The organism is Streptomyces sp. SA15 (assembly GCF_002291145.1).
Classification (GTDB): Bacteria; Actinomycetota; Actinomycetes; order Streptomycetales; family Streptomycetaceae; genus Streptomyces.
On the sequence record NZ_NTGE01000046.1, the window covers coordinates 1 to 15,882 of the forward strand.

The 15,882-nt window shown below is 70.0% G+C and carries 14 protein-coding genes and 2 pseudogenes; 7 read left to right on the forward strand and 9 right to left on the reverse strand.

Annotated features, from left to right (window positions below):
• Positions 1-121: pseudogene (locus tag CLM62_RS08950) on the forward strand (IS5/IS1182 family transposase); the annotation flags it as partial.
• Positions 122-280: 159 nt separating this feature from the next.
• Here the strand turns inward: CLM62_RS08950 and CLM62_RS08955 are convergent.
• The 5 genes from CLM62_RS08955 to CLM62_RS08975 form a co-directional block, all read right to left on the reverse strand.
• Positions 281-793 (reverse strand): hypothetical protein, encoded by a 513-nt coding sequence (locus tag CLM62_RS08955; protein WP_095749323.1) that lies wholly within the window; start codon positions 791-793, stop codon positions 281-283.
• Between the two features lies 1 nt (position 794).
• Complete coding sequence (locus CLM62_RS52965; protein WP_095749324.1) at positions 795-1,787, reverse strand: hypothetical protein; 993 nt, start codon at positions 1,785-1,787, stop codon at positions 795-797.
• A gap of 22 nt (positions 1,788-1,809) precedes the next feature.
• Positions 1,810-2,322: a hypothetical protein gene (locus tag CLM62_RS49885; RefSeq protein ID WP_179382017.1), complete on the reverse strand. Its 513-nt coding sequence runs from the start codon at positions 2,320-2,322 to the stop codon at positions 1,810-1,812.
• Between the two features lie 143 nt (positions 2,323-2,465).
• Positions 2,466-4,877, reverse strand: a complete 2,412-nt coding sequence (locus CLM62_RS08970) for a proprotein convertase P-domain-containing protein (protein WP_257003747.1) — start codon at positions 4,875-4,877, stop codon at positions 2,466-2,468.
• 74 nt (positions 4,878-4,951) lie between these two features.
• Entirely contained in the window at positions 4,952-6,532 is a 1,581-nt protein-coding gene (locus tag CLM62_RS08975) for a phospholipase (protein ID WP_257003748.1), read from the reverse strand.
• Between the two features lie 206 nt (positions 6,533-6,738).
• Here CLM62_RS08975 and CLM62_RS08980 point away from each other — a divergent pair, with 206 nt between their 5' ends.
• Positions 6,739-7,440: a hypothetical protein gene (locus CLM62_RS08980; protein ID WP_095749325.1), complete on the forward strand. Its 702-nt coding sequence runs from the start codon at positions 6,739-6,741 to the stop codon at positions 7,438-7,440.
• Positions 7,441-7,927: 487 nt separating this feature from the next.
• Here CLM62_RS08980 and CLM62_RS08990 read toward each other — a convergent pair whose 3' ends face one another.
• Complete coding sequence (locus CLM62_RS08990; RefSeq protein WP_095749326.1) at positions 7,928-8,209, reverse strand: helix-turn-helix transcriptional regulator; 282 nt, start codon at positions 8,207-8,209, stop codon at positions 7,928-7,930.
• Between the two features lie 186 nt (positions 8,210-8,395).
• On the opposite strand from CLM62_RS08990, the gene CLM62_RS49265 reads away from it, so the two are divergent.
• From CLM62_RS49265 to CLM62_RS09000, 3 genes are read left to right on the forward strand one after another with little or no spacing between them, the layout of a single operon-like run.
• Positions 8,396-8,701: a hypothetical protein gene (locus CLM62_RS49265; protein WP_143658977.1), complete on the forward strand. Its 306-nt coding sequence runs from the start codon at positions 8,396-8,398 to the stop codon at positions 8,699-8,701.
• Positions 8,698-9,171: a hypothetical protein gene (locus tag CLM62_RS49890; protein WP_179382018.1), complete on the forward strand. Its 474-nt coding sequence runs from the start codon at positions 8,698-8,700 to the stop codon at positions 9,169-9,171. Before CLM62_RS49265 ends, CLM62_RS49890 begins: the two co-directional genes overlap by 4 nt.
• The gene (locus CLM62_RS09000; protein ID WP_095749327.1) at positions 9,168-9,452 is read left to right on the forward strand and encodes a hypothetical protein; all 285 of its coding nucleotides are present in this window, start codon (positions 9,168-9,170) and stop codon (positions 9,450-9,452) included. The genes CLM62_RS49890 and CLM62_RS09000 overlap by 4 nt, the downstream gene beginning before the upstream one ends.
• Before the next feature lie 382 nt (positions 9,453-9,834).
• Here CLM62_RS09000 and CLM62_RS09005 read toward each other — a convergent pair.
• The 3 genes and pseudogenes from CLM62_RS09005 to CLM62_RS09015 form a co-directional block, all read right to left on the reverse strand.
• A pseudogene (locus tag CLM62_RS09005) lies at positions 9,835-10,268 on the reverse strand (phospholipase).
• A gap of 138 nt (positions 10,269-10,406) precedes the next feature.
• Positions 10,407-11,075, reverse strand: coding sequence for a response regulator transcription factor (locus CLM62_RS09010; protein ID WP_257003749.1), 669 nt, complete (start codon positions 11,073-11,075; stop codon positions 10,407-10,409).
• Positions 11,039-12,310: a sensor histidine kinase gene (locus CLM62_RS09015; RefSeq protein WP_095749329.1), complete on the reverse strand. Its 1,272-nt coding sequence runs from the start codon at positions 12,308-12,310 to the stop codon at positions 11,039-11,041. Before CLM62_RS09015 ends, CLM62_RS09010 begins: the two co-directional genes overlap by 37 nt.
• 272 nt (positions 12,311-12,582) lie before the next feature.
• Here CLM62_RS09015 and CLM62_RS09020 point away from each other — a divergent pair, with 272 nt between their 5' ends.
• Complete coding sequence (locus CLM62_RS09020; protein WP_095749330.1) at positions 12,583-13,320, forward strand: ABC transporter ATP-binding protein; 738 nt, start codon at positions 12,583-12,585, stop codon at positions 13,318-13,320.
• Positions 13,314-15,770, forward strand: coding sequence for an FtsX-like permease family protein (locus CLM62_RS09025; protein WP_095749331.1), 2,457 nt, complete (start codon positions 13,314-13,316; stop codon positions 15,768-15,770). The genes CLM62_RS09020 and CLM62_RS09025 overlap by 7 nt, the downstream gene beginning before the upstream one ends.
• Positions 15,771-15,882 lie beyond the last annotated feature (112 nt).

A 15,882-nucleotide genomic window follows, 5' to 3' on the forward strand; every position in this document is an offset into this window, starting at 1 on the left:
GCCGGTCGAGCGCGGCGTCGCACGACTGAAGTCCTGGCGGATCTTCCGCAGGGCACGATGCAGCCCGAATCGAATGTCGTCAGTCGCCGCGGCCATCCTCACCCTGGAGCGGCTCCGCTGAAAACGCCCCTTCACTGGCGACCGTGAAGCCCTGCAAGACCACCTGTCAGGCGCGTGCAGAACCGGGGCCTGGTCAGGGTCTCCCGGAGGGCGGGGCTCTGGGTGAGGGTGGGGCGTCGACGAGAACACCCCACCCTCGCAGCCTTCGCCGACCCGGGGGTCAGCCTTCGCCGGACGACCGCCGCAGCTCGATCCTCAACGCCGCCGGGTCGCGTACGGACTGCACACTCACGTACGTCACCACCGATTTGCCGGGGGCTATCTCACCGTCGGAGTCCACCGTTCCCTCCCACAGCGAGGTTGCCCCCTCGTCGCGTGAGGAGTACACGCTCAGGCGCATCTCGACACGTCGCTGCGCATCGCCGGGGTTGGTGAGCACGACGGGGATCTTCGCCAGGCGCATGTCCTCGTCCTCCCATACCGCCTCGTGGGCGGTGGCGACCGTTTCCCCACCTTCGCGGCCAGTGGCGGCACTGGGTCCCAGTGCGGCGCGCTGCGTTGTGGTGAGGGTGTCGCCGACGGGCTGCTGGGCGGGAGGTCGGGAAGCGCTCGGGGCAGGGTCGCCGGATTCGGCTTCCATGCTCTTGGCGAACGTCACTCCTCCCCATGCCGCGCCTCCGACGAACAGGCCGCCGATGAGCAGCACCGTTCCCACGCCTTTGTAACGCGCCACGTCAGCGCCCCATTCTCTTGCCGGCCTCGCTGACGGCAGCCTCGTTCTTGTTCTTGAAGGAGTCAAGGGCGGGCCGGTGCTCGGCGATGATCGCCGTTTGGATCTTCGATTCTTCGGTGAACCAGGTTCCGATCAAACCGGTCTCGGCCTTGCAGTCGATCTCCGCCAGGGCCAGGGCGATCTCCTGCTGGTCGGAGGGGGCGCCTTCGGGGCGGTTGACAGAGCGGGCGGCTTCGAAAGGATCCTTGAGGCCGGGGTGGCCCTTGCCGGTCATGCAGACCGACCAGTCCTTGAACGCGGCGGCGACGGCGGGGGTCTTCATCGACTCGGTGAAGCTGGTGCCGTTCATCTCGGAGATGCGGGTCAACTCGTCGTCGGTGGGGGCGTTGATCTCCTGATCGGCCCATCCGCTGCAGCCACGTTCATGGATCTTCTTGCCGTTGTGGCTCTCGCGGGCCTTCTCACGGGCTTCCATGGGCGTGTTCGGCGCCGTGCTCCCGTTCTGCCCCGTGGGGGCCTTGCGGCCGGTGAGGACTTCGGTCTGGACCGCATCGAGCTGGGGGAACTGCTGCTTGGTGCGGGGCTTTGCGTCCCCGGCCAGGCCGTAGCCGTACGTGGCAGCGGTCTCGCGGTCGGTCAGCCCGTAGCGCCGTTCCATGTTGGCGTCGTTCTCGGTCGGTGAGGGGTTCAGCCCGTACGCCGGAAGCTGTACGTCGAGGCCGTAGGTCTTCATGCAGTCCTCGGCGAGCAGGCGCTTGCCGTTGCCAATGGTGACGGTGTCGGCGTAGTCCTGCATGTAGGTTTCCAGCGGCAGATTCAGGCCCTTTGCCAGGCCCCGTTCGGGTGCGGAGGGCGGGAAGGTCTTGGTGTCGGCGACCGGGCTGGGGGCGGCGCCGGTGGTGCGGGCCTGGTTTGCGGGGGTGGCGCATGCGGTCAGCAGCACGGCTGCGGTGGCGGCGGTGAGTGCGAGGGCAGCGGGGGTGCGGGCGTTCATGGAAAGCGGGTTCCCTCTCGGGTCAGGCGAAGTGCTGGGAGGCGTTCTCGTTCTTCAGCGCGGAGATCAGGTCGGTGTGGACGCAGTCCTCGTAGGGGTCGCGGTGGCGGAAGAACTGGGAGGTACCGCCGTACCCGGAGTTGTAGTACACGCGGTAGTTGTCCTGGCCGGAGCAGTTCCAGACGCTGGCCGCGTTGTTCTTGACGTATTGGCCGTGGCCGTTGGTGGCACTGTCGAAGACGTAGCGATAGGTGACCAGGGTGGAGCCCTGGTACTGGCTGGAGCCGTAGTAGTCGTGGACGTTGCCGTAGAACGTGGCGTAGGCGGAGACGATGCTGCCGTTCTGGATGGCGAGGGATTTGCTGTTGTAGAACAGCCACAAGTCGCCTTCGCTGCAGGTGATCCACGGCACGTCGCAGTTGGAGGACACGGTGCCGGAGGCGGTGTGCGCCGTGGCGGGGGTGACACCGGTGGTGAGGGCGGCCGCTGCCGTCAGGGTGGTGAGGGCGGCTCGTATCGGGGCGCGCGCATTCACAAGTATCCGGTTCCTTCCGGGGGTCAGGCGAAGTGCTGGGAGACGTTCTCGTTCTTCAGGCGGAGATCAGGTTGCAGAGGACAGCGGGCCGCACTTTCGGGAGGGTGCGGCCCGCCGTTTCTCCTTGCCTGCGCCCGGAAGGGTCAGAAGCGGACGACGAAGTTGTTGACCGTGCCGGTGTTGCCGGCCAGAACGTCGTCGACGCGGAGCTTCCACCAGCCGTTGGCCGGGAATGCGGAGGCGTCCACGGTGTAGATCTTCTTCAGGTCCCCGGCCCTCGTGATCTGCCCGGAGGCCTGGAGCAGGTGCACCGAGCCGTCAGGGGCGACCAGGTCGATCTTGAGGTTGGCCAGGTACTGGTGGCTGGCGTCCACGTAGACCTGGAGCTGGTTCGAGGCGGAGCCGACCAGGCCGTCAGCCTTGGTCCACAGCTCCACGTACGTGCCGGTGGCGTCGGGGATGGCCATCTGCGTCTGGTTCTCGTAGGAGGGGAAGCCCAGCGACCAGCCCTTGAGTTCGCCGGTGGAGCCGGTGGCACCGTCGGTGACCTTGAGCTTCCACGTGCCGTTCGCGACGGCGGCCGTGGCGTCCACACCGTAGGTGGTGGTCAGGGTGCCGCCGGGCTCGGCGCCGTAGGGCTTGAGCGTGTACACCTTGCCGTCGGGGGAGTCCAGCGTCAGACGCAGGTTGCCGATCTTGGCGTGGGTGAGGTTCACCCACACCTGGGTCGGGCCGGCCGCGCGCCCGTCGATACCGTCCACGTCGAGGGTCGACACGATGGTGCCGGTGTCGGGGATTGCTTGGAGGGCGGTGCTCTCGAACGGGGTCGGGAAGATCAGCGACCAGGTGTTGATTTTGCCGGTGTCGAGGTCGTCGTGGTCGGTGGCGCGCAGTTTCCACGTGCCGTTGGCGTCCTGGCCGGCGGCGTCCACGGTGTAGGTGGCGACGACGTTGTCCGCGGCATCCGTGCCGGAGACGTCCTTGAGGAGGTACACCGTCCCCGACGGGGCGACCAGTTCGAGTTTGAGGTCACCCCGGTAGGTGTGGGTGATGTTCACGAAGACCTGGGTCTTCTTCGATGCCTTGCCGGGGTACTCCGAGACGGTCACGGGGGACTCGGCCGGGGCACCGGGGGCGGGGGAGCCGACACCGTCGGGGATCGGGGTTCGCTTGTCGTTGTCGACCTGGAACGCGCGGGGCTTCTTGTCGGCCTCTGGCTTGGGCGCGATGGCCTGCACGGCCTTGCCGACGTCGATGCGCGGGGTGGTCGCACCGGTGTAGGAGATGGGAGTGCCGGAGGTGGCCAGCAGCGACACCAGCGAGTCGATGCCCTCGGTAGGGTAGGTCTGCTTCAGGACGGCGAGGGCTCCGGCGACGTGCGGGGCGGCCATCGACGTGCCGTTCTTCGCCGCGAACGCGCCGCCCGACACCGAAGACGTCACCGCGTTGCCCGGGGCAAGCAGGTCCAGCAGCGTGCCCCGGTTGGAGAACGCCGAAAGCTGGTCGTCATCGCTGGTCGAGCCGACGGTCACCGCCGACGACACACAGCCGGGGGCGGCCACGGCGTCGGTGTGCCCGTTGTTCCCGGCCGCGATCACCGTGGCCACGTTCGCCGACCACAGCCGGTCGACGATGCCCTTACGCGGGTCCAGGTCACACGGGGCGGTAAAGCGGCCCGCACCGAGCGACATGTTCGCCGCCACGATCGGCTTCCCGGCGCTCTTCCACGCCAGGACCTTCTCCAGGCCCTTCATCTGCGACGACGAGTACGACAGCACACACGGCGAACCGCCCGCGCCGCAGTATGCGTCGTTGTCGAACAGCGAGAACACCTGCACAGCGGCGATGTTCGCCCCCGGAGCGACACCGCGTAGGGGGGCACCGGCAACGCCCTGACCGTTACCGGCAGCGATGCCCGCAACGTGGGTGCCGTGGTCGCACGCCCCGGACAGCGACGCACACGCCGACTGGGCCGTGTCGGCAGCGCCCGTACCCTCCTGGGCTTCCTGGCCGTTCGGGCACAGGCTGGACACGCCCAGTTCCACGTTGTTCACCGAGAAACACGCCTGGTCGGTGACCCGGCCGCCGAGGAACGCGTGCCCTGCCTCAACACCGGTGTCCAGAACGGCGACCGTGGCGCCCGTACCGGTCTTGCCTGCGATGGCTGCCGTGTCCGAGCCGATCTTCGCCGTGGTCTCGGTCAGCGACGGCGGCAGCGGAACGTCCTCCGTCACCGACACGACACCCGGCTGGGACTGGAGGTCGGTCAACCCGGCCTGCGTCACCTCAAGGGTCACCACCGGCAGGTAGTCGAACGTGGTCAGCACGGTGCCCGCCTCAGCGGCACCTGCCACGTCCTCACGCTGGTCGGTGACCACGTTCACGCGGACGGGCTTACCGTCCTGCGTCTGGTCGAACAACGGCGGGTCAACAGGCCCGTTCGTGCTGGCCGAAGCCGTCTGCGGGCCGAAGCCCAAAGGTATCGGGGCGGGGAACGCGGTGGCCACCATCGCGGCTGCCACAGCGATCACACCCGTGTAGATGCGTCGTCTCACGCTGCTTTTATCTCCCTGTGTGCAACATGGAGGAGGCCGGGGCGAAGCAACGCCCCGGCCTTCAACTGGCTTGCCTAGCGAGTGGCGTTGGCCCCGTTGAGGGGGCTGCCGTACTTCACGACGAACCGGTAGTACGTGTAAGCCGTGTTCCTGCAAGCGGTCGTGAAGAAGTAGTCGGGGCAGGTGTAGTGGTAGAGCTGCCCGTAGAAGGCGTAGTCGACAGCCAGGCCCTTGTTGTAGTCCAGGTACCAGGTGTAACGCTTCCAGGCGTTGCCGATCGTGCCGTAGCCGTAGTCGTGGGAGGCGCACGCAGGCTTGAAGTTCCAGCCCATCGGCGTGTCCAGCGAATCGGTGCAGTAGTCGTTGTAGATACCGACGACGCGCTTACCGGTAGGCGTGTTGAAGAAGTACGGGTACCGCCAGCCGTAGTGGGCGACCTTCGTCGCACAGCTCGTGTACCACAGGTACATCCACGACTCAGCGGTGTTGCAGTAACGCGGATTCGCGTACGGGGTGTTCAGCTCCGTCTCGGAGAACCCCTCCGCCGGGGGAGCCGCGCCGTCGTCGCCCTGCGCGACTGACGGGGTCTGGTCCATCGGCGCTTCGGGACCGGCGACCTTGCCGGTCAGATCCACAGCGGCCGGGGCCGCCTCGTCGCCGGCGAAGGTGAGCTGCCACTTGTCGCCGCCGTCGGTGGTGGCGGTCGCAAGCCGCTCCTGCGCGTCGTAGGTGTAGACGTTCAGGTCCTCACCAGCGGACGGGTTGGTGACCTTCCGCAGGAGCTTGCCGCCGTCGTACTCGTAGCGGGCCAGAGTCTGGGTGGTCGTGCCGATGGTGGCGGAGATCTCCTTCACCTGACCGGCCACATCGCCCAGCGTCTCACCCGAGGCGGTCGTCGCGGTCGCATAGGAGACCTTCACCGTCGCCGCGGGCTTGTCGCCCAGCGCGGGCTCCTTCACCTGCGACACACGGCCCTGCGCGTCGTACAGGACCGTCGCGGACTTCGTCTCCTTCGAACCGGCAGAAACGATTCGCCAGTTGTCGCCGCCGCCGCCGACCTGCTTCCACGTGAACGTGGGCTTGAGATCAGCCGCCGCGATCGGGCTCCCCAGCGCGTCCTTCGGAGCCCCATCGCCCGTGCCGTAGGCGTTGGTGAGGTCCACGTTCGTCGTCTCGACCACGCTGGTCTTGAGTTCGCCCGCAAGGTCGTCCCACACCGTCGAGTCGACGGCCGTGGAGCCGTCAGCGGCGGTGTAGGTCTTCACGTGCCCACCGAAGGGGGCGTCGAGAGTTTCGGTCAGCGAGTAGACCGTCTTCTCACCCGTGTCCAGGGCCGTCGTCGTCAGCTTGTCGCCGCTGACCGACAGGGATCGCTGGAGCTGGCCTCCCAGGAACTCCGCCTCCCAGGAGGGGCCGAACACGCCGAGGTCCGACCGGGTCGAGGGCGCGTCCTGCGCCTGCGCCACGCCCTGGGACTGACCGGTCACCGAGTGGACTCGGCCCATCAGGCCAATCGGCAGGTCGTTCTCCGAGACTCGATATGTGTCATCCGACGACGAATACTGGCCAGGTCCGGTCTGGGCGAACGTGCCGGTGTTCAACGCCGGTTGAGGCAGCTCCTCCGCGCTGGCCTGCTGCGGAAGCAGCAGACTCATCGACAGAGCGGCTATCACCGGAAGCGCTGTTTTGCGCACAGGGGTGCCTTTCGGTCAGGCCGGTTTTTGATCTTCACCGGTCGGTCACGGACCCTAGAGGTCAACTCCACACATGCGCAAGCATCTTGAATGAGAGTCAATTATTCCGCTTCGGGGTGAGTACGCGTACTCATGGCCATGTCAGCGCGCGACTGTAGGTTGACGTCATGCCCCGCATCGCACACACTGCAGCTGCCCTCGCTCTGGGCGCGCTCGCCCTCACCGCCTGCTCCAGCACTCCCCCGGCCGCCACGATCGGGACGGACAATGTCGCCTCCGTACCCGAGGGCGGGGACGCCGACAAACCGCAGCTTGACTTCATGAAGCTGTTCCTCAAGATCACCGACGGCTGCCCGGCGCTGGACGGCACCAAGACCGGCACACCCCTCGGCCCCAGCGACGTCCCCACCGTTCCCCAAGGCCCCTCCAGCAAACCCACCGGCACGCCCGGCGACCGCGTCCCCCTGCCCGCCGACCCCGCCGACCCGCCCGCCGCCGACGACCCCGTGGGGCCCATGCCCGATGGGAACCTCCTGGAGCCGGTCACGCTCACCAAGCCCGAGACCTGCTACGCGGACAAGTTCGCCGCGCACGTCACCACCGCCCTCAAGGACACGGGTGAGAACGCCGCCGAGGTGCGAGCCGCACTCAAGCGCGCCGGATACCCCGACGAGCGGATCGTGGACATGAAGCCCGAAGGCGGCTCCCCCCGCGTGCGGATCGACCTGCGCGAACAGGACACCCGCGTCGCCCTCCAGGTCGTGCACGTCGGCACCAGCGGCACCGTCGTGGACAAGTTCGGCGCACAGCCCACAGCGCCCCTCAAGGACGTCCGGTACCTCCCGGAGCTGGCCGAACCCCTGAGCTGAGACCCCGTGAACGAACTGATCTGTCGGGGACGGATGGGAATCGGCGAAGTGACGTGCACGGCCAGGACCTCTTGGTAGCAACTGCGGTGTCGAAGCCCAGTCGCGCCAAGAGGTCCCGTCATACCGTTGCACCCCGCTGTCGTCCGAAGGGGCAAGCCGCCCTGCCCGTGCCTGGCCTGCCGGTTCGGTCACGGCCGCCGCCATCCGGGCCCGGTCCCGCCGCTGCACCTCGGACACCACGGACAGTGGGAGGTGCAGCGGCGCCGACGTGGCTGGACGGCAACGGGGGCCGCTCCGAGGGCCGGGACGCCGACCCGACCGCCGCGATCACCGACTCGCAGCCGGTACGCGCCGCGGAGACGGTCGGCGCCGACAGCCGCGGGTACGACGCGGGCAAGAAGGTGGCGGTCGTGCAGGAACTCGACCAGCCAGCCCCAGCCGAACGCCGCCTCCAACGCCACCGGCGTGCCCGCCGCAAGCTCCCTGATCACGCCCAGAACGAGTCATCGTTGGCAGGTTCTGCGGCTGCAAACCAACCAGGCGCCTGAATGCGCGGCAGAACATCGGAGGCCAGCAATTCATCCAGTTCTCTGGACGTCAGTTGCAACAGCGTTGCCATTTTCGGGCGCTGGTGCGGTTGCGGGTCTGCCTCGCCCCGTTCCCAACGCTGCACCGTGGTGCGGTCGACTTTCAGGGCGTCTGCGAACTGTTCTTGGGTGTATCCGCTCGCCTTCCGGCGCTGCGCTAGACGCTGCCGCTTGCCTGACATGCCCGACTCCGTCCGGGTGCCGTCTTCCCTGGTCAGGGTAGCGCGTGCAGCCAAGATGCCGCCTGAATGCGGCAGTTCTGCCGTGGTGCGGCCAGCGTGCGGCGAGGGAACGTGGTCGGAAGCAAGGACCCCCGCGACCGTGCGACCGGTCCGGGGGCTTGGCCGACGATGCGAAGGAGCGCCAACATGCGATTCGTACCACACGCACTCGAATGGGTGAGAGCCCTACTGTTCGGGACACGAAAACCCGACGGGTACACCACCCCTGACCAGCGCACACAGGCGCCCGCGTACGCGGTGCAGCCGTCGCCGGAGTTGTGGGGCGCCCTGCTTGCGCTCGCGCGTCTGCGCCGCGCCGGACATGCCCCCGACCCGTGCGGTGATCAGCACGACCAGGACGCGACACACCCCCTGGTGCGCACCTACGTCCTCCCCCTCGAAGAACGCCAACCTGCCCCGTACGTATGGCAGTTGGTGGAGGCGAGCCGATGAGCGACGCCAAGGCCGAGTCGCACGTACCGACTGCTGAACTGCCGATGCTGCGCGCCTACCGCCTGTGGTTCGAGCACACCCGCAAGTGCGACGGCTGCAAGGGTGTCCGCAAGGCGCAGGAAGGCTGCGAGACGGGGCGGGAACTGTGGGGGCGCGTACCGCCTCGTGCGCGTCGGGAGGACGTCATGACGTGGGAGATCAAGCGCACCCCGGGGAGCCGTGTGCACCGCACCGACGATGACCACGTCGCCGTTCCCCTGCGGCTGTCTCGGAACGGGGAGCACGCGACGGACACTGAGCTGTGCCTGTCCTTGGCCGACGCTGAGCACCTGCACGCGGCTCTGTGCCGCGCCCTCGACGGCTACCCTGCGCCCTCGAATGCGCCGGAGTGCCGCAAAGGCGCAGGCATTGCCTGCGCCCTGAGTTCCAAGGTGGCCGAAGCGAACCGGCGCAGCAGGAGGGCGCTATGACGCGTTCGATCATCAAGGCTGCTGAGTGGACGCTAGGGCCGGAAACCGGCGAGGGCGCCCCGCAGGGTATCTACTCGGCCGTATGCCTGACCTGCGGGGCAAAGGCGCAGCCGACGGACGATGAGCGCCTGCCGGTGGAAGTCTGGGCGCTCGAGCACACGGGCCTGAACCCTGGTCACCGGCAGTTCAAGGCGGTAGCGGAGACGTTCTGGCGCGTGACTCCGGCAGAGGGCAACCCCTACCGCGAGATCGACGCGCCCAGCGCCCAGGCGGCCGTGTAGGCGGCCGCACGACAGCACCACCCCCGATGGCTGCCGCTTCCGGGTACAGGGCAGCGACATGCGCGCAAGCGCCCGCATGACACCTGTTCCGGCTTCCCCCGTCCGGATCGGGTCTGAGCCTCCAACTGCTGTATATGCAACAAAGGCAGTTGGGGGCGCGGCGCTCTTTACGGGTCACTGGGGCGTTGTGGCGGGTTCAGCGGAACGCCGACGGGCTTGTGCCACGGCGCAGGGGGTGAGCGCGGCCTCGCGGGCACGGTGGCCAACTCACCTCGCCGGGCATGGGGATGACGGTGATGGCGGTGGCGTCGGTAGCGGTGACGCTGTTGGCTGGTGCGGGGGCTGCGGCGGTGACCGGCGATCGACGGCGGCCTCACCTTGGTCAGCCGAGCTTGTCGACCGCCTGGTAGTAGGTCCAGGCCGTGGCGTCGCACGATGACTTCTTGAGGCTGGTGTAGGCCGCGCACACCCGCTTCAGATCCGCGTAGAACGCCTCGTCCAGGCGGGACTTGTTGGCGTCGAAGGTGCCGGCCGCCGTGTAGTTGCGGTAGCCGAAGTCGTGGCGGACGCAGGCGTTCTGGAAGGGGAAGCCGAAGGAGTTGTCCGGGAGGTCGTGCAGGAGTCGGTGGACCAGTCGAAGCCGTAGGCGCTCCAGGTGCCCTGGTTGGCGCGGGCGGCGAAGAAGGCGCTGTAGCTGGTGGCGCTGGTCTGGGTCCAGCTCGAGAGGACCGCGGCCTTGTCGGCGGGAGCGGCCTGGGCCGTGGCGGCGGGCAGCAGGGCGGCGGTGACCAGCGGGGCGGCGAGGCGACGGAGTATGGGCTCTTCCTCCGTGGGGGCGTGGACTGCCCCCGCGGGGATTCGCCGGGGCAGTCCGCAGCGTTCGCCACGGAGCTATCGCGCCTGCATGCCGCGTCTGTACGGATGTGGGAAGAAGTCGTGGGATCCCGGCCCGGGTCAGGACCGCAGGTAGGCGAGGACCGCCAGGACCCTGCGGTGGGTCTCGTCGGCCGGAGGCAGGTCCAGCTTGGTGAGGATGCCGCTGATGTGCTTGCCGATGGCGGCCTCGGAGACCACCAGCTCCTTCGCGATCGCGCCGTTGGACTTGCCCTCCGCGATCAACGCCAGCACCTCACGCTCGCGCGGGGTGAGCCGCTCCAGCGGATCCCGCCGACGGCGCAGCAGTTGACGTACGACTTCGGGGTCGACGACCGTACCGCCGTCCGCGACCTCGTGCAGCGCGTCCACGAACTCCTCGACCTGGCCGACCCGGTCCTTGAGGAGATAGCCGACGCCCGTTCCGTCGCCGGAGTCCAACAGGTCGGAGGCGTACGTCCGCTGCACGTACTGACTGAGGACCAGGACCGGCAGCGTGGGGCGCTTCTCGCGCAGCCGCACCGCCGCGTGCAGGCCCTCGTCCTGGAAACCGGGCGGCATGCGCACGTCCGTCACCACGATGTCGGGGGTGTGCTCCTCGACCGCGGCGACCAGCGCCTCCGCGTCCCCGACGGCCGCCACCACCTCGTGGCCGCAGCGGCCGAGCAGGCCGATGAGGCCTTCGCGCAGCAGCACGCTGTCCTCGGCCAGCACTACGCGGAGCGATCGGCCGCCTTGGTCAACTCGCAAGGAAACTCCACACGCAACAGGGTCGGTCCACCCGGCGGACTGGACAGGGCAAGTCTGCCATCCAGAACGGACACCCGGTCCGCGAGACCGGTGAGCCCGCTGCCCGCCGAGGCGTCCGCGCCGCCCCGGCCGTCGTCGCGCACCTCGAGGGACAGCCGGCCGTCGCGGTGACCGCCGCTGACCCGCGCACGGTCGGCACCGCTGTGCTTGGCGACGTTGGCGAGCGCCTCGCAGACCACGAAGTACGCCGCGGACTCCACCGCCTGGGGCAGCCGACCCGGCAGTTCGAGGTCCACGTCCACGGGGACCACGGAACGGTCCGCCGCGTCGGCGACCGCGGCCTCGAGACCGTAGTCCGCGAGGACCTTGGGGTGGATGCCGTGGATGAGCTCGCGCAGTTCCGCGAGCGCTTTGCCCGCTTCCTCGTGGGCCTTGGTGAGCTGGTCGGCGAGCGGGCCCGGCGGGGCGTCCAGCCGGGCCAGGCCGAGGCTCATCGTCAGGGCCACCAGCCGCTGCTGGGCGCCGTCGTGCAGATCACGCTCGATGCGGCGCCGCTCCGCCTCGAAGGCGTCCACCAACCGCACGCGGGAGCGGGCCAGTTCGACGACCTTGGCGCCGAGCTCGCCCTCGCGGGAGGCGATCAGCAGTCGGGTCAGCTCGGCGCGGGCGCCTGCCGCGACGCCGAGCAGGTAGGCGCACAGGACCAGCAGGAGCAGGCCCAGTACGGCGACGCCGAACGCGGTTGGCCAGGTGGTGACCGTCCACTGCTTGAGCACCTTCGCCTCGTTGCCGTCGCCGACCGTGGCCATCAGCAGCGGGGTGGCGACCATGGACAGCGGGAAGAGCAGGGCGACCGTGATGACCAGCGCGTCGACCGGCCACAGCAGCCCGGCGAACAGCAGCGCGTACCCGAGCTCCCGCCAGGTCGCCTGCTCGCGCAGCCGGGTGGTCACCCAGGTCCACAGCCCGGGCGCGGCCGGCTCCTGGTGCTGGCCGGAGGCCGGATCGTGGTCGATCAGGCGCAGCCTGCGCCGTTCCACCCCGGCCACCGGGATACCGCTGAGGGCGACCACGACGAGCAGCGGGATGCCCACGACGACTATGGCGAGAGCCCCGCTGACCGCCGCCACCGTCACGATCGCCACCAGGGCGGCGACGCCGGTCACCGCGCCGGTGATCAGGTACGCGACGGAGCGCCAGGGCCAGGCCGACAGCAGGAAGCCCGGCCGGGACATGGCCTGCCACACATTCCGAGGGTGCATGGGGGTCACCGTAGGAGGGCGAAGCCGTGCGGTGCCATCGGTCCAGGGCGCGGATCGGGGGTAGGGCCGGGCCTACCCCAGGTCTCGTCCCTGCCGCACTGCGCCGCGAGAGGCTCTCGCGGTTTCGTGGAGGCAGCACGGAGACGAGGGGCGCCCGGTGACGGCATGGCCGGCCGAGCGCCACCGCCGGTGGTCCGTCCCGCCCAGACGCGCGGGAGGACCGACACCGACACGAGTGGGGACACATGAGCAACGACGCGATCCAACTGCGCTCCGTAAGCCGGCGGTACGGATCGGGCGGCACGTCCGTCACCGCCCTCGACCAGGTATCGCTCGCCTTTCCCAAGGCGACGTTCACCGCCGTGATGGGCCCGTCCGGCTCCGGTAAGTCGACCCTGCTGCAGTGCGCCGCGGGCCTGGACCGGCCCACGTCGGGCTCGGTCTCCGTGGGCGGGACCGAGCTGACCAAGCTGAGCGAGACCAAGCTGACCCTGCTGCGCCGCGAACGCATCGGCTTCGTGTTCCAGGCGTTCAACCTGCTGCCCTCGCTGACCGCGGAGCAGAACGTCGCCCTGCCGCTGCGGCTGGCCGGCCGCCGCCCGAAGAGCGCCGCGGTCCGTGAGGTGCTCGAGCAGGTCGGACTCGGCGACCGGGCGCGGCATCGGCCGACGGAGATGTCCGGCGGCCAGCAGCAGCGGGTCGCCCTGGCCCGCGCGCTGATCACCCGTCCCGAGGTGCTGTTCGGCGACGAGCCGACCGGCGCGCTGGACTCGCAGACCAGCCGCGAGGTGCTGACGCTGCTGCGCGGCATGGTCGACCGGGAGGGGCAGACGATCATCATGGTCACCCACGATCCCGTCGCCGCCTCCTACGCCGACCGCGTCGTCTTCCTCGTCGACGGCCGCGTCAACGGCGAGCTCATCGGCGCCTCCGCCGAGGACATCGCGTCACGCATGACCAAGCTGGAGGCCGTGCCGTGCTGAGCACCGCCCTGCGCACCCTGCGCACCCGCTGGGTCACCTTCGTCGGCAGCTTCGTCGCCCTCTCGCTGGGTGTGGCGCTCATCGCCGTCATGGGGCTGGCCCTGGCGTCCTCGCTGGACGCACCCGACCGGGCCCCCGAGCGGTTCGCGGCGGCGCCCGTCGTCGTCAAGGGCCAGGACACCCTCGAGGTGCCCACCTCGATCGGCGACCGCACCCAGAAACTCGCGCAGCCGCGCCCCGTGCCCGACGACGCGGTCGCGAAGCTGCGGGACCTCGGGACCGTCGTCGAGGACCGGTCGTTCGAGGTTCGGGCCGAGGGCGGGCCCGGCGATCTGGTGGGCCACCCTTGGTCCACCGCCGCCTTCGCGCCGTACGAGCTGGACGCGGGACGCGCGCCCGAGGCCGCCGACGAGGTCGTCGTCAGCGGTGACTGGGCCCGCCCGGGCAGCCGGGTGCGGACCGACGCCGGCACCGTGCGGGTCGTCGGCACCGTCGCCGGGCTCGGCTTCGAGGACGCCGTCTTCTACACCGACACCCGGGCCGCCGAGCTGTCGCCGCGCAGCGTCCAGCTCGTGGTTGACGCGGACGCGGCGGCCGTGCGCGAGGCGGTGCGCGGCAGCGGCGGCGTCGAGGTCCTCACCGGGAACGCGCGCCGGTACGCCGACGCCGATCCCGACCGGGACAGCGAGGCTCTCACCGCGATGAACGCCATGTTCGGAACGGCCGGAGGGGTCACCGGGTTCGTGTCGGTGTTCGTGGTGGCGTCGACCTTCGCGTTCGCTGTGGCCCAGCGGCGCCGGGAGTTCGGGCTGCTGCGCACGGCCGGGGCGACTCCGGGGCAGATCCGCCGCATGGTCCTCTCCGAGGCCCTCGTGGTCGGTGTGCTCGCCTCGGCCACCGGGTGCGTGCTCGGCTCCTACGGGGCGCCGAAACTCGCCGAGTGGGCGGTCGACGAGAGCCTCGCGCCCCGCTGGTTCGGCATCGGCGACTACACCTGGCCGTACCACATGGCCTTCTGGACGGGCCTGTTCGTCGCGGTGTGCGGGGTGCTGGCCGCGTCCTGGCGGGCCGGGCGGACCGGCCCCACCGAGGCGCTGCGCGAGGCCTCCGTGGACACCCGGGCGATGACGTGGGGCCGCTGGCTGTTCGGCGCCGGCCTGCTGATCACCGCCGCCGTGACGCTGGCCCTGGCCCTGGTGAGCGACCCGAGCGACCTGCTGCACCGCAAGACCTATGTGAGCCGGCCGATGGTGCTGATCACCGGGGTCGCGCTGCTCGCGCCGGTGCTCGTGCGCCCGCTGGCCCGGCTCATCGCCTGGCTGCCCGCCCAACTGCCGGGCGCCGCCGGGATGCTGGTACGGGAGAACGCCGCCGCCGGCGTCCGGCGCACCGCCGCCGTCGCGGCGCCCGTCCTGGTCACGGTCGCGCTGGCGGGCTCGCTGCTGGGCGCCACCGCCACCCTCAACGAGGCGGAGGCCACCGAGGTCCGCGAGCAGACAGCCGCCGACTTCGTGGTCGCCCCGGCGGGCGACGCCGGCTTCGACGAGGCGACACTGCGGAAGCTGCGCGCCGTGCCCGGCGCCGATGTCTCCGCGACCGCGTCGAGCGCCGTGTACGTCCTGGAGGAAGGCGTGGCGCTCATCAGGTCCGACGCCCGCGCAGCCGATCCGGAGCTGCTCGCGGACACCGTCCGGCTGCCGCTCGCCGCCGGGAAGGTGAGCGAGCTCGACGACGACTCGATCATCGTCAACGAGGAGTGGGAGAAGCACGCCGTGGGCGAGCGCGTGGACGTGTGGCTCGGCGACGGCACGAAGAAGTCCCTGAAGATCGCCGCGGTCATGACCATCGGCACCGGCAACAACGGCGTCTACGTCACCCCGCGCAACGCCCCGGCGGCCCCTGTCGACCGGGTTGACGTCAGGCTCGCGGACGGCGCCGACACAGCCGCCGTGGCCGCCGGACTGCGGGACGCGGTTCAGGCGTCGGGCGGGCAGGTCCTCACCCGGGACACCTGGGTGCGGGCGACGTACCCCGAGACCAACCGGACGACCCGGATGGGCTTCTTCCTGGTCCTCGGCATCGCCCTCCTCTACACCGGCATCTCCCTGGCCAACACCATGGTCATGGCGACCTCCGACCGGGTCCGCGATCTGGCCGTGCTGCGGCTGGCAGGGGCCACCAAGTGGCAGGTGCTGCGGCTGGTGGGCGCCGAGGCGCTGATGGTCGTCACGGTCGGCGGAGTCCTGGGGGCGCTGGTCGCCGCGCTCAACCTGATGGGCATGTGGAGCGCGCTGGGCCTGCTCTCGGTGTGGACGTCGATCGAGATCCCGTGGGCGACGCTCGGCGGGGCCGTGGGCGTCTGCGCGGTTCTCGCCGTCATCTCGGCCGTCGCCCCGGCCGGCCTCTCCCTGCGCCGCAGGGCGGTGGAACTGGCGGGCGTACGGGAGTGACCCCCTGACCGGCGCCCGGCGGTCCGTTCCCCCGTCCCGTCCGGGCGCCGCCCCCTCCGCCTCGCGCGGCAACCCCGTGGCCGGCCCGACAGCCGGACAACCCTCAAGCCCC

What these genes read in the sequence shown, in the direction of transcription:
- CLM62_RS52965 (WP_095749324.1), bottom strand. Translation starts at nt 1,787, where the DNA reads ATGAACGCCCGCACCCCCGCTGCCCTCGCACTCACCGCCGCCACCGCA.
- CLM62_RS08975 (WP_257003748.1), bottom strand. Translation starts at nt 6,532, where the DNA reads ATGAGTCTGCTGCTTCCGCAGCAGGCCAGCGCGGAGGAGCTGCCTCAA.
- CLM62_RS08980 (WP_095749325.1), top strand. Translation starts at nt 6,739, where the DNA reads ATGCCCCGCATCGCACACACTGCAGCTGCCCTCGCTCTGGGCGCGCTC.
- CLM62_RS08990 (WP_095749326.1), bottom strand. Translation starts at nt 8,209, where the DNA reads ATGTCAGGCAAGCGGCAGCGTCTAGCGCAGCGCCGGAAGGCGAGCGGA.
- CLM62_RS49265 (WP_143658977.1), top strand. Translation starts at nt 8,396, where the DNA reads ATGCGATTCGTACCACACGCACTCGAATGGGTGAGAGCCCTACTGTTC.
- CLM62_RS49890 (WP_179382018.1), top strand. Translation starts at nt 8,698, where the DNA reads ATGAGCGACGCCAAGGCCGAGTCGCACGTACCGACTGCTGAACTGCCG.
- CLM62_RS09000 (WP_095749327.1), top strand. Translation starts at nt 9,168, where the DNA reads ATGACGCGTTCGATCATCAAGGCTGCTGAGTGGACGCTAGGGCCGGAA.
- CLM62_RS09015 (WP_095749329.1), bottom strand. Translation starts at nt 12,310, where the DNA reads ATGTCCCGGCCGGGCTTCCTGCTGTCGGCCTGGCCCTGGCGCTCCGTC.
- CLM62_RS09020 (WP_095749330.1), top strand. Translation starts at nt 12,583, where the DNA reads ATGAGCAACGACGCGATCCAACTGCGCTCCGTAAGCCGGCGGTACGGA.